This is a genomic window from Micromonospora sp. NPDC005806 (assembly GCF_042871425.1).
GTDB lineage: Bacteria > Actinomycetota > Actinomycetes > Mycobacteriales > Micromonosporaceae > Micromonospora.
Genome location: NZ_JBIAIL010000016.1, coordinates 126293 through 139542 on the forward strand (window position 1 = coordinate 126293; position 13250 = coordinate 139542).

The following is a 13250-nucleotide window of genomic DNA, read 5'->3' on the forward strand; positions in this document are numbered from 1 at the left end:
CCGTCATGTCCACTCCTGTCTGAGTGCGGGCGACTCGGGCCCCGGCGAGTGTACGGCAGCGCCGGTCGATCCCGGCGCGCACACGGGCCGCCGGGGCAGCGCCAGGCGGCGGGCCGCGGGCCGGCCCCTCTAGCATGGCCCGGTGACTGCCTCACAGCCTGTCAACGTGGCCCCCACGCCGGCGGCCGGACCCGCGTCGGCGACCACCACCCCCGGCCGCCCCGACGAGCGGCCCGCTTCCGCGCCCGCCAGGCCCCCGGCCCGCGAGTACGGCCTGGACGCGCTGCGCGTCGTCGCCATCTGCGGCGTCGTCGCCATCCACATCTTCGGCGTGATCGTCGGCCAGGACGACCTGCGCGGCAACCTCGGCTGGTGGGTCGCCACCGCGATCGACATCGGCGCGATCTGGACCGTCCCGGCCTTCATCATGATCAGCGGAGCGTTCGTCCTCGACCCGCGGGCGCACCGCGCCGGACCGGCCGCCTTCTACCGCAAGCGGTTCGTCCGGATCCTGCCCGCGATGATCGTCTGGCACGTGGTCTACGTGGTCGTGGTGCGGATGGCGATGCGCGGCGAGGACGTGACCGCCACCGGGCTGGCCCGGCTGCTGATCGACGGCAAGGTCTTCACCGCGCTGTACTTCCTCTGGCTGATCGTCGGCCTCTACGTCATCGCCCCGGTGCTGGCTCCCTTCCTGCACGCGGGCGGCCGGTACCGGGCGCTGATCACCGCCGGGGTGGCCCTCGGCTGGACCATGGTGGCGTACATGATCCCGGGCTGGGCACTGCTCCTCGGCGACTCCCGGCCGAACATCCTGACCAGCTGGAACCGTTGGTGGCCGTACGTCGGTTTCTTCGTCGCCGGCTGGGCGCTGCGCAAGGTGGTGCTCAACCGCCTCTGGACGACGGTGGCCCTGCTCGGCGCCGGGCTGCTGCTGGTCGAGGCGGTCTGGCAGTTCGGCGTGGCACCCCGGCACCGACTGCTCCAGGCCACCTTCCCGGTGATGGCCACCGGCACGCTGGTCGCCGCGGCCACCCTGCTGATCTTCCTGGCCGCGGTGAGCATCGGCGCCCGTACCACGTGGCGGCCCGCGGTCGCCCGGACCGTCGTCCGCCTCTCCGACGCCTCGTTCGGGGTGTTCCTGATCCACCTGCTGGTCTTCGAGGTGTTCCGCCAGCTGATCCCAGACGTGGAGGCGGGCCGGTCGCTGGAGGTGATCGGTCTGGTCTACCCGGCGGTGCTGGTCGTCTCGTTCGCCGTGTCGATGGTGGCGGCCCGCATCCCGTACGTCCGCGCCGTCTTCTGACCCGGGACGCCGAACGGCCCGCCGACCGCAAGGTCGGCGGGCCGTCGTCGTACCGGGGCGGTCAGCTGCTGAGGAACGAGGTGAGCTGACGGGCCGTCCAGGTGCCGTCGTGGTACGTGCGGGCGTACTCGGCCGAGGCCAGGCCGATCTTGGCGGTGGCGTCCCGGTCGTCGAGCAGCGATTCCACCACCTCGGTCAGGTTGGCCGGGGAGGCGTTGACGATCGGCAGGTCACCGCCGACGGTCTTGATCACCTGGTCGCTGAGGTACGCCACGACCGGCTTACCGGCCGCCATCGCCTCCACCGCGAACGTGCCGAAGCTGCCGGTGGTGAACTGGTCGAGCACGAGGTCGCACTCGCGGACCAGCTTGCGCATCTCGGCCCAGGCGACGCCCTCGGCGAGGCGCAGCTCGATCACGCCCTTGTCGTGCAGCGCCTGCATGGCCGGCAGGATCCGGTCGCTGCCCTTGGTCCAGCGCTTGGACGGCGCGTGCAGCACCAGCGGGCGGGCCCGCTCCATCACCGGCCGGTCGCACGCCCAGGACTCGACGTCCACCACCAGCGGGGTCCAGGTGGCCCAGGGCAGGTCCTCCAGCAGGTCCGGCGTGGTCACGAAGGCCGGCAGGCCGGACTCCTCGGCCACCCGTCGGTTCCGCTCCGCCTTCTTCTGGAGCTTGGCCGCGATGCCCTTGGGCGCGTCGGCGAAGAGCGAGAACTGGTGCCGCTCCAGGTGCCGCCCGGGGTGGCGGATCTCGCTGCCGTGCGCCAGCAGCGCCACCTTGATGCCGGCCTTGTGCAGCGCCGGCAGGTCGCCCTCGATGTTGTCGCCGTTGAGGTGCCCGAACAGCGGCATGAAGGCGTCCACCAGCACGTGCGTGTACTGGCTGAGCACCCGGTTGACCTGCTCCAGCTGGAAGTCGAGCTCCGGCTGGCGCAGCGACTCCAGGTAGACGTCCGCCGGGTAGTCGAAGGAGGTGGGAAGCTTGTTCATCACCACCTCGATCGACACGTCCGAGTTGTCGCGGGAGATCGCCTTGGCGAACGCCGCGGCCTGCCCGGCGTAGTTCGCCGGGCCGAGGCCGAGCCGGACCTTGGTGTCGGCGAGGGCCCGCCAGACCGGTAGCTCGCGCCGTTCGGCCGCTCGGCCGGGCAGCAGCCCCGCCGGGCGCTCGTGCACGGTCCACGCGATGTCCGGCCGCGGGGCGGCCGGGGCGAGACCGGAGATGTCCCGGTAGAGCTTGAGGAGCTTGCTGCTCTGCCGCTCCCAGGAGAGGTCGTCGAGGATCTCCTCGGTGAGGTGCGCGGCCAGCTCCGGCCGGCGGGCGGTGGCCCGCTTGACCGCGTCGACGAAGCCCGCCACGTCACCGGAGGTGAACACCTCGCCGATGTCGTGCTGCTTGACGTACGCGCTGACCACCTGCACGTCGCTGGTGACCAGCGGCAGCCCGGCGTGCAGGTACTCGGAGACCTTGGTCGGCAGGGACAGCTCGCAGTTCGGCGTGCGCTGGAACGGGATCAGCCCCAGGTCGGCCGAGCTGAGGTAGTCGGCCACCTCGTACGGCGACACGTACGGCAACAGGTGCACCCGGTTCCGGGCGCCGAGCGCCTCCGCCTTGGCCAGCAGCTCCTCCAGCAGCGGGGTCATCCGCCCGGTGACCAGCGCCAGGTGGTGCTCGGGCAGCTGCGGCAGGGCCGCGATGACGGTGTCCAGGCCACGCTCCGGGCCGATCCAGCCGCCGTAGACCATCAGCGGGACGTCCTCGGCCAGCCCCGCCCGGGCGCGGACGGACGCCTCGACGTTGCCGCTGCGGATGCCGTCCCGGACGGGCGAGTTGCCGACCACCAGCGGGCTCTCCGGCAGCGCGTACTGGCTGCGCAGCTTCTCGGCGATCTGCTCGGAGACGGTCACCACCGCGTCGGCCCGGGCGATGAACTCCCGCTCGGCGGCCTTCACGCCGCTGGCCTGCTGCGGCTTGGGCCACTCCACACCCTGGACGTACTCGTGGGCGTCGTAGAGCCAGACGCACTTCTTGCCCCGGGCACGCAGCCGGGCCGCGCTCATCGCCGCGGTGGGGATGGTGTTGATGTCGTTGGCGTGGATGACGTCCGGCTCCAGCTCCTCGAGCACCGGGCCGAAGGCCAGGTCGATGTCGAGCAGGATCGGCCAGTCGGTACGCCAGTCGCCGGTCGGCGGCCCCGGCTTGCTGCCGTGGAACTGCTCCCAGCCCCAGGCCCGCACGCGCAGCTCGTGGAGCGCCTCGTGGGCCTTGATCCAGGGGCGCGGCGGCGGGTTCGGCTTGCCGGTCTGCTTGCGCAGCCACGCCTGGTGCCGCGCCCGGTAGCGGTTCAGCGATGACTTGTCGGGAATGCGGAACTGGGTCAGTGCCCGGCGCACCCGGTGCCGGCTGCCGTGCTGCCGGGACAGGACCGGCGGGACGGGAACCCGGATCACCTCGATCGGGCCCATCGCGGAGTGCTCGGGCTCCTTGCCCTTCTTCTTCGGGCTGCGGCCCACCAGGACGACGTCCCAGCCGTCCCGGGCGGCGGCGATGGCGGTCTTCTGGACCCGGGAGTCTCCGGTGATGCCGTTCGCGACCAGGACGACGAGTCTCGGCGGGCGGGAGGGCGATGACATTCGCGGTCCTTTGTGGAATGAGGGGCTGACGGTTTCACGCCCGGCCGCGGCCCGCCGGAGCGGGCCGCGGCCGCCCGGGTCAGCGGGTAGGGACAGCGCCCTCGGCGGGGGACGTGTGCCGCGCTCCAACGGTCACGGTGCTGCCGTCCGAGGCCGAGCGCAGCAGCGCCCCGGCCACCTCGACGGTCCGCAGGCCCTGGCGGAGCGTGACGATGTCGCTCTCCTTGCCCTCCACCGCGTCGCGGAACCGCTCGTGCTCGACGAGCAGCGGCTCGCGCTTCGGGATGGCGTAGCGCACCATGTCGCCCTCGGCCACCCCGCGGAAGGCGCGCAGCGCCTCCCACTCGGTGTCGATCGCGCCGTTGGCGTAGAAGGTCAGGTCCGCGGTGAGCGTGTCGGCGACGAAGCAGCCCTTGTCGCCGGTGATCACGGTGGACCGCTCCTTGAGCGGGCTGAGCCAGTTGACCAGGTGGTTGACCATGGTGCCGTCGGTGAGCTGACCGACCACCGCGACCATGTCCTCGTGCAGCCGGCCGCTGCGGGACACCGTCCGGGCCGACACCGAGGTGTATTCCTGGCCGGTGACCCAGCTGGTCAGGTCGATGTCGTGGGTGGCGAGGTCCATGACCACGCCGACGTCGGCGATCCGGTGCGGGAACGGGCCCTGCCGCCGGGTGACGACCTGGTAGACCTCGCCCAGCTCGCCGGCCTCCAGCCGGAGCCGCAGACTCTGCAGGGCCGGGTTGTAGCGCTCGATGTGGCCGACGCCGGCGACCAGCCCGGCCGCCTCGAACGCCTCAACCAGCCGGGTGGCCGCCTCGACGGACTGGGCCAGCGGCTTCTCGATCAGTGCACCGACGCCGTTGCGGGCCAGCTCCAGGCCGACCTGCTCGTGCAGGGCGGTCGGGCAGGCGACCACCGCGTAGTCGATCCCCATGGCCAGCAGGTCGCCCAGCTCGGGCACGACCGGCGCGCGCAGCGTGCCGGTGACGTCGCCGGCCGGGTCGACGATGCCGACCAGCTCGACGCCGTCGAGGCCGGAGAGCACCCGGGCGTGGTTGCGGCCCATGGCGCCGAGGCCGATCAGGCCGGCGCGCAGCTTACGACCCTCGCTCATCGGGCACCCCCGGCGAGGTTCGCGCCCTCGGCGATCCGCTCCAGGTCGACCTGGCTCAGCGACGGGTGGACCGGCAGCGAGACGACCTCGGCCGCGGCCCGCTCGGTCTCCGGCAGGTCCCACGGGCCCGGCTTGCCGTCCTCGGTCAGGTACGGCTTGAGGCGGTGGATCGGAGTCGGGTAGTAGACGGCGTTGCCGATGCCCAGCTCGGTGAGGCGGGTCATGGCGGCGTCCCGGTTGCCCTTCACCCGCACCGTGTACTGGTGGTAGACGTGCCGGGCGGCGTCGGCCACCGGCGGGGTCACCATGCCGGTGATGTTGGAGTCGAGGAACTTGGCGTTCGCCCGGCGCTGCTCGGTCCACTCACCCAGCTGGGCGAGCTGCACCCGGCCGATGGCGGCGGCCACGTCGGTCATCCGCATGTTGGCGCCGACGATCTCGTTGGCGTACCGCTGCTCCATGCCCTGGTTGCGCAGCAGCCGCAGGGTGCGGGCGAGGCCGGCGTCGGCGGTGCTGATCATGCCGCCCTCCAGGGCGTGCATGTTCTTGGTGGGGTAGAAGCTGAAGCAGCCGGCGGTGCCGAACGCGCCGACCGGGGTGCCGTGCAGGCTGGCGCCGTGCGCCTGGGCGGCGTCCTCGACGACGGCCAGGTTGTGCCGCTCGGCGATCGCCATGATCTTGTCCATCGCGGCGGGGTGGCCGTAGAGGTGGACCGGCATGATGGCGACGGTCCGCGGGGTCACCGCGGCGGCGACCGCCTCGGGGTCGACGCAGAAGCTGCCCGGCTCGATGTCCACGAAGACCGGCTCGGCGCCGACCAGCCGGACCGCGTTGGCGCTGGCCGCGAAGGAGAACGACGGCACGATGACCTCGTCGCCCGGGCCGAAGCCGAGGGCCATCAGGGTCAGCTGGAGGGCGGAGGTGCCGGAGTTGACGGCGACGCAGTGCCGCCCGGCGACGAGCTCGCCGAACTCCTCCTCGAACGCCGCGACCTCGGGCCCCTGCACCACCTTGCCGCTACGCAGCACCCGGACAGCCGCCTCAATCTCGGCTTCGCCGATGATCGGCCGCGCTGGTGGGATAAAGTCTGGGTGCTGCCCAGCCATGGGGGATCCTCCTGGTGTAGATGGTGCTGGTGGGGGTTCGGTTGGCGATAGTAGCCGGTCCGACTGAGCGGTAAATTGCGCTCCCGCAACGTTCATGCGCCGGCCCGGTGCGGTTCAGATTCGGTCAGGGTGCGGGCGTCCCACACCTCTTGGTCCTGCTCGGCCGAACCCGCACATGCTACTCGCAGCGCCGCGACGACAGCGGTTGCCATGCGGCTCAGCTGAGGCGTGTCCAGGGGCGACCGGGAGATCGCCAGGCGCCAGTAGATGGGGCCGACGATCAGGTCGGCCGCGGCCCACGGGTCGGCGCCGGCCGGCAGCTCGCCGCGGGCGACCGCCCGGCCGATCACGATCTCACCGACGCGCGCCTGGTAGTCGCGCGTCGCCTTCTCGAGCGTCTCCGCGATCTGCGGGTTGCGCGCGGCCTCGGCGAGCAGGTCGGGAATGATCTGCGACGCCAGCGGGTGGCTGAGCGCCCCGGAGGCGACGAGCAGCAGCACCTCCACGTCTCCGTGCAGGCTGCCGGTGTCGAGGAGGGGCAACTTGCGCCCGGCGGCGGCGCTCACCATGTCGAGCACCAACTCGAGCTTCGAACGCCAGCGGCGATAGATGGCCGTCTTGCTGACACCGGCCCGCCGGGCGACCGCCTCGATCGACAGCCGCCCGTATCCGACCTGCGCCAACTCCTGCATGACGGAGCGCCGGATGGCCGTGGTGATGTCGTCGCGAAGAACGGCCGCGCCGGCCGGTGCCCGCCTCTTGTCGGTCTTCACGAGGAACAATGTAGCGCAACGACGGTACGGTTGCGTCCCGACGTGTTTTGGACTACCTTCCACGCAGCAGCGAGGCACCCTCCCCGTAACCGGCCACGCTAGATTTCATCGCCGCGACACATTCTCATTGCTCCCCATCAGCACGAAAGATCGGAGCGCCTGACCATGGCCAACACCGCGGTGGCCGACCCCGAATCCGGACTGACCCGGGCCCAGCTCGCAGAGCGGTACGGGCTTCGGATCGCGGGGGAACGCCCGCCCCTGGCCGAGTACGCCCGCCGCCTGTGGGCGTACCGACACTTCATGACCGCGTACTCGCGGGCGAAGGTCGCCTCGTCGTTCAGTCAGACACAGCTCGGCCAGCTGTGGCAGGTGCTGACCCCGCTCACCAACGCGGCGGTCTACTACCTGATCTTCGGCGTGATCCTGTCTCAGCACCGGACCGTGCCGAACTTCATCGCGTACCTCTGCACCGGTGTGTTCATCTTCATGTTCACCCAGAGCGCGGTGCTGCAGGGCACCAGCGCGATCACCGGCAACCTGGGGCTGATCCGCGCGCTGCAGTTCCCGCGGGCGGCGCTGCCGATCACCGTCACGCTGGTCCAGTTCCAGCAGCTGCTCATGTCGATGGTGGTGCTGGCCGGCATCGTCCTGCTGACCGGTGAGCCGCTGTCCTTCCGCTGGCTGCTGGTCGCCCCCATGCTGCTGCTCCAGACGGTCTTCAACGTCGGCCTGACCATGGTGATGGCCCGGCTCGGCTCGAAGATGACCGACCTCAAGCAGGTCATGCCGTTCGTGCTGCGCACCTGGATGTACGCCTCCGGCGTGCTCTACCCGGTGAAGCTCTTCCGGGAGCACCTGCCGCACTGGGCGGCGAACCTGCTGGAGGCCAACCCGCCGCTGGTCTTCATCGAGCTGGCCCGGTACGCGCTGCTCGACTCCCACCAGGCGAACATGACGACCTCGCCGCTGATGCTCTGGGGCCTCGCCCTGGCCTGGGCGGTCGTGATGGGTCTCGGTGGATTCGTCTACTTCTGGCGCGGAGAAGAGGAGTACGGCCGTGGCTGAGCAGATCCAGCCGGTGCGCAGCACCGCCGTGGTGGACTCGGGTCGGGTCCCCACCGTCGTGGTGGACGACGTCCACGTGATCTACAAGATCCACAAGGGCGCCACCGGGGGCACCAGCCCGGTTTCCGCCCTCAAGCGCATCGTCACCCGGACCAGCGCGCCGAGCATCCGCGAGGTGCACGCGGTCAAGGGCGTGAGCTTCACCGCGTACGAGGGTGAGGCGATCGGCCTGATCGGCAGCAACGGCTCCGGCAAGTCAACCCTGCTGCGGGCCATCGCCGGTCTGCTCCCGCCGGCCCGGGGCGCCGTCTACACCCAGGGCCAGCCGTCCCTGCTCGGCGTGAACGCCGCCCTGCTCAACGACCTGTCCGGCGAGCGCAACGTCGTGCTCGGCTGCCTGGCCATGGGCATGCCGCCGGAGGAGGTCAAGCGGCTGGCCCCGCAGATCATCGAGTTCTCCGGGATCAACGAGCGGGGCGACTTCGCCTCGCTGCCGATGCGGACCTACTCCTCCGGCATGGGCGCCCGGCTGCGCTTCGCCATCTCCTCGGCCAAGAAGCACGACGTGCTGCTCATCGACGAGGCCCTCGCGACCGGCGACCGCAAGTTCCGGGCCCGCAGCGAGCAGCGGGTGCGGGAGCTGCGCGACAGCGCGGGCACCGTCTTCCTGGTGAGCCACTCGATCGGCTCGATCCGGGACACCTGCGAGCGGACCCTCTGGCTGGAGAGCGGCGTCCTGCGGATGGACGGCCCCACCGACGAGGTCTGCAACGCGTACGAGAACCAGAAGTAGTCCGACGGAGCGCACCGGTCCGGTTCCGCCCGGGTCGGTGCGCTCCGTCGTCCGCGTTATGGTTTCCTCGGTTGCCGACCAAAGTTCACCACCCGGTCACCGAGGCGTAAAAACCCCATCCCCCGCAGAAGTGAGGAACGGCAATGACGCAGGACCGCACCACCGCACCGGACGCCACGCCGGCGAGCCCGGCACCCTGGCGCCCCTCGCGGACGGTTGCGGTGGTCCTCGCTGGGGGGACCGGGACCCGGCTCGGGCTGGGCATCCCGAAGCAGCTGCTGAAGATCGCGGGCAAGCCGATCATCGAGCACACGCTGGCCGTCTTCGAGGCCGCGCCGGAGATCGACGAGATCATCGTGCTGATGGCCACCGGCCACGTGGCCGACGCCGAGCAGATCGTGGCCAACGCCGGCTTCCGCAAGGTCAGCAAGGTGATCGAGGGCGGCGAGACCCGCAACGACACCACCCGCATCGCGCTCGACGCGGTCGGCGAGGGCGACGTCAACGTCCTCTTCCACGACGCGGTCCGGCCGCTGGTCAGCGCCCGGATCGTCCGCGAGTGCGTGAACGCGCTCTGGACGTACGCGGCGGTGGACGTGGCCATCCCGTCGGCCGACACGATCATTCAGGTCGACGAGGACGACTGCATCACCGACATCCCGGTCCGCTCGACCCTGCGCCGGGGCCAGACCCCGCAGGCGTTCCGGTCCGGCACCATCCGGGAGGCGTACCGGCGGGCCGAGGGCGACCCGCACTTCGCCGCCACCGACGACTGCGGCGTGGTCCTGCGCTACCTGCCCGGCACGCCGATCAAGGTGATCGACGGCTCGGACGAGAACATCAAGGTCACCCACCCGGTCGACGTGCACCTGGCGGACAAGCTCTTCCAGCTCGCCGCAGCGCAGGCGCCCAAGGTCAGCGACCACCGCAGCTACACCGAGGAGCTGACCGGCCGGACCATCGTGGTCTTCGGCGGCAGCTACGGCATCGGCCACGACCTCACCGAGCTGGCCCGCGGCTACGGCGCCCAGGTCTTCCCGTTCAGCCGCTCCACCACCGGCACCCACGTGGAGCGGGCCGAGGACGTCGCCGCGGCGCTGAAGACCGCCTTCGAGGCGACCGGCCGGATCGACCACGTGGTGGTCACCGCCGGGATCCTGGAGAAGGGGGCGCTCGCGGAGATGGACGAGGAGACCATGGACCGGCTCCTGCACGTCAACTTCGTCGGCCCGGTCACCATCGCCCGGCAGTCCCTGCCGTACCTCCAGCAGACCAAGGGCCAACTGCTGCTCTACACCTCCAGCTCGTACACCCGGGGCCGGGCCCGGTACGCGCTCTACTCGGCCACCAAGGCCGCGCTGGTCAACCTGACCCAGGCGCTCGCCGACGAGTGGGCCGAGTTCGGCGTACGGGTCAACTGCGTCAACCCGGAGCGCACCGCCACCCCGATGCGCACCAAGGCGTTCGGCGAGGAGCCGGAGCACACCCTGCTCTCCGCCGAGGCGGTCGCGCAGGCCTCCCTCGACGTGCTGATCTCCGAACTGACCGGTCAGGTGATCGACGTACGGCGGGCGCCCGGCGATCCGGTCGCGGCGGTGCCCGCCCAGGCCGACGCGCACCCGTCCGACGACGGCTCCAGGTCGCGGCGCGGCGCCAGACGCGCCGAGCTGGAGTTGTCGCAGCAGCTGCCCACCGGCGTCGACGCCTGAGCCGGACGACGAGCGGGACGGACGACCGACATGCGTGGTGACCTGGTCCGTAAGCTGCTCGCCCGGGTGCTGACCACCGGGCTGGCGGTGCTGGCCTTCCTCGTCGTGGCGCTCACCGGGGCCACCGGCTGGGGCCTGGCGATCGCCGTGGCCGCGCTGGCCGCCGCCGCGGTGGAGCGCCGGGTCCGGCCGAACGCCGACGCCGTCGCGGAGTCGGTGCTGGTCGCCGCCGGGATCCTGGTCGGGTACGCCCGCCGGCTCGACGGCGGCTTCGACCCCGCGCTGGCCCTGACCGCGCTGGTCGTGCTCGGCCTGGTGCTGCTGGTGGGGCCGCTACGCGACGCGGGTGCGCTGGAGATCCGCGCGGCCAACCTGCCGGTCCGCTCGTGGACCCCGCTGGTCGCCGCCCGGCTCGGCGACGCGCTGCTCGGGCTGCTGGCCGTGGTGGCGGTTGCCGCCGGCCTGGCCCTGCCGGCCTGGCTGGCGCTGGTCGTCGCCCTGCTGGTCGCGGCGGGCTGCGGCGCGGTCGGGCTGGACCTGGCCCGGCGCCGGTTCCGGCCACCGGCCGGAGGCGGCCCGGTGGGCCGGGCGTTGCGCCGGCACCAGCCCGAGTTCGTGCTGTACTTCTCCGCGCCGCCCGGGTCGGAGTACCAGGTCACCATGTGGCTGCCGTACCTCGAGCGGATCGGCCGGCCGTTCATGGTGCTGCTGCGGGAGCCGGAGTTCCTGCCGACCGTCGCCGCGGCGACCCGCGCGCCGGTGGTCTTCTGTCCGACGCTGAAAACCATGGACGAGGCCCTGGTGCCGAGCCTGCGGGCGGCGTTCTACGTCAACCACGGCGCGAAGAACAGCCACTGCATCCGCTTCTCCCAGCTCACCCACGTGCAGCTGCACCACGGCGACAGCGACAAGGCGCCCAGCGCCAACCCGGTCTCGGCGATCTTCGACAAGATCTTCGTCGCCGGGCAGGCGGCGATCGACCGCTACGCCCGCGCCGGCGTGGAGATCCCCGCCGAGAAGTTCGTCGTGGTCGGCCGCCCCCAGGTCGAGACGATCGAGGTACGCCGCGACCCGGCGCGCGGGACGGCGAACCCGACCGTGCTCTACACCCCCACCTGGACGGGGCACCACGCCGACGCCAACTACTGCTCGCTGCCGGTGGCCGAGACGGTGATCCGCCGGCTGCTCGACCGGGGTGCCACGGTGATCCTGCGGGCCCACCCGTACACCGCGCAGAACCCGGCCTCGGCGCGGCAGCTGGCCCGGCTCACCGAGCTGCTCACCGCGGACCGGGCCAGGACCGGCCGGGCGCACCTGTGGGGCGCGGCGGCCAGCCGCGAGCTGACCCTGACCGAGTGCGTGAACCGCTCGGACGCGCTGATCTCGGACGTCTCCGGGGTCATCTCCGACTACCTCTACTCCGGCAAGCCGTACGCGGTGACCGACATGGGCGCCGACGGCGAGCACTTCGTCGAGCGGTTCCCCCTCGCGGGCTCGGGCTACGTACTGCGCCGGGACATGTCCAACGTGGACGAGGTGCTCACCGAACTGCTCGACACCGACCCGAAGGCGGCGGCCCGCTGGGCGACCCGGCGCCGCTACCTGGGCGACTTCCCCGCCGAGTCGTACGCCGAGGCGTTCCTCGACGCCGCCCGCCGGCAGCTCGAACCGGAGTGGAATCCGCCGGCGCCGCGCGCCGCCGACGCGGTGGCGCAGGACGGCTCACCGCTCTCGCCCACCGCCTGATCCGTCACAGGTACGGGTCGAGCAGGGCGAGCACGGCCTCCGGATCCTCGACGTGCGCGTTGTGGCCGAGTCCCGGCAGGATGGCGACCGGCACGGCCAACTCCTTGAGCTGCGCGTCCGAGACCATCGGGTCCTGCTCGCCGCGGGCCAGCAGCACCGGCACGTCGGTCGCGGCGAGCAGCCCCGCCAGCCGCGGCTCCCCCACCGCGAGCGCAGCCGGGTCCATGGCCAGCCGCCAGCGACCGTCCTCGCGGCGCAGCCCCGCGTCGACCACCGGGTGGTCCGGGGCGAACAGGCCAGCCAGTCCAGAGACCCGCAGGTAGCGGCGGGCGGCCTCGTCCCGACTGCTGAACCAGGTCACCGGCCGCTGGGCCAGCTCGCGGGCCTTGTCCAGCTCGGCCGGCGACCAGGCGACCTTGATGCCGAGCCCGACCACCGCGTCCACCGGAAGGCGGCGCGCCCGAGCGGCCAGGGCCAGCGCCACCACGCCGCCGAGTGAGTGGCCGAGCACGACGAGGCGGTCCCGGGGACCGAGCCGCTCGGCCACCGGACCGAGCCCTTCCACCACGCGCCGCGCCAGCGCCTCGAAGGAGTACGCCGGCAGCGGCGGCGACCAGCCGTGGCCGGCCAGGTCGGGGGCGAGCCAGCGCCCCGCCCAGCGGCGCTCCAGCAGCGGCGCCCACGGCAGCCACACCTCGCCGGTGGCTCCCATGCCGTGGAGCAGCAGCAGATGGCGGGTACCCGTCGCGTCGCCCATACGGCGCAGTGTGCCACCGGACGGACACGACGCGCGAGACCGGACCGGCGGCGGGAGCCGGACAGACGACGTCGGGCCCCGGCTCAGGGGAGCCGGGGCCCGACGGGGAAGGGTGCGATCAGGCGGAGTAGCCGCGGGTGGCCATCCAGTTCGCCAGGTCGATGGTGGTCATCCAGTAGGCGGGAACCGCCGGGTTCGCCGAGTCGGCGATCCGCACGGTCCGGCCGTCGTTCTTGTAGC

General features: G+C 72.0%; 10 protein-coding genes. 5 read left to right on the forward strand and 5 right to left on the reverse strand.

The genetic code is table 11. The annotated features are described in order from the left end of the window. Window positions 1–142: 142 nt before the first annotated feature. Complete coding sequence (locus ACFYOS_RS18810) at window positions 143–1306, forward strand: acyltransferase (RefSeq protein ID WP_387142765.1); 1164 nt, start codon at window positions 143–145, stop codon at window positions 1304–1306. Window positions 1307–1367: 61 nt separating this feature from the next. Here the strand turns inward: ACFYOS_RS18810 and ACFYOS_RS18815 are convergent, their stop codons facing one another. The 4 genes from ACFYOS_RS18815 to ACFYOS_RS18830 form a co-directional block, all read right to left on the reverse strand. Further along, the gene (locus ACFYOS_RS18815) at window positions 1368–3941 is read right to left on the reverse strand and encodes a glycosyltransferase (RefSeq protein WP_387142768.1); all 2574 of its coding nucleotides are present in this window, start codon (window positions 3939–3941) and stop codon (window positions 1368–1370) included. 79 nt (window positions 3942–4020) lie between these two features. Further along, entirely contained in the window at window positions 4021–5058 is a 1038-nt protein-coding gene (locus tag ACFYOS_RS18820; RefSeq protein WP_387142771.1) for a Gfo/Idh/MocA family protein, read from the reverse strand. Continuing rightward, entirely contained in the window at window positions 5055–6164 is a 1110-nt protein-coding gene (locus ACFYOS_RS18825) for a DegT/DnrJ/EryC1/StrS family aminotransferase (protein ID WP_387142774.1), read from the reverse strand. Before ACFYOS_RS18825 ends, ACFYOS_RS18820 begins: the two co-directional genes overlap by 4 nt. Before the next feature lie 92 nt (window positions 6165–6256). Continuing rightward, window positions 6257–6937 (reverse strand): TetR/AcrR family transcriptional regulator, encoded by a 681-nt coding sequence (locus ACFYOS_RS18830; RefSeq protein WP_387142777.1) that lies wholly within the window; start codon window positions 6935–6937, stop codon window positions 6257–6259. 165 nt (window positions 6938–7102) lie between these two features. On the opposite strand from ACFYOS_RS18830, the gene ACFYOS_RS18835 reads away from it, so the two are divergent. The 4 genes from ACFYOS_RS18835 (at window position 7103) to ACFYOS_RS18850 (ending at window position 12253) form a co-directional block, all read left to right on the forward strand. Further along, window positions 7103–8005 (forward strand): ABC transporter permease, encoded by a 903-nt coding sequence (locus ACFYOS_RS18835; RefSeq protein ID WP_387142780.1) that lies wholly within the window; start codon window positions 7103–7105, stop codon window positions 8003–8005. Beyond that, window positions 7998–8798: an ABC transporter ATP-binding protein gene (locus ACFYOS_RS18840; RefSeq protein ID WP_387142783.1), complete on the forward strand. Its 801-nt coding sequence runs from the start codon at window positions 7998–8000 to the stop codon at window positions 8796–8798. The genes ACFYOS_RS18835 and ACFYOS_RS18840 overlap by 8 nt, the downstream gene beginning before the upstream one ends. A gap of 143 nt (window positions 8799–8941) precedes the next feature. Continuing rightward, window positions 8942–10507 (forward strand): D-ribitol-5-phosphate cytidylyltransferase, encoded by a 1566-nt coding sequence (locus ACFYOS_RS18845; protein ID WP_387142786.1) that lies wholly within the window; start codon window positions 8942–8944, stop codon window positions 10505–10507. 30 nt (window positions 10508–10537) lie between these two features. After that, on the forward strand, window positions 10538–12253 hold the full coding sequence (locus ACFYOS_RS18850) for a CDP-glycerol glycerophosphotransferase family protein (protein ID WP_387142789.1): 1716 nt from the start codon (window positions 10538–10540) through the stop codon (window positions 12251–12253). Between the two features lie 4 nt (window positions 12254–12257). Here the strand turns inward: ACFYOS_RS18850 and ACFYOS_RS18855 are convergent, their stop codons facing one another. Continuing rightward, entirely contained in the window at window positions 12258–13010 is a 753-nt protein-coding gene (locus tag ACFYOS_RS18855) for an alpha/beta fold hydrolase (RefSeq protein ID WP_387142792.1), read from the reverse strand. Window positions 13011–13250: the final 240 nt, after the last annotated feature.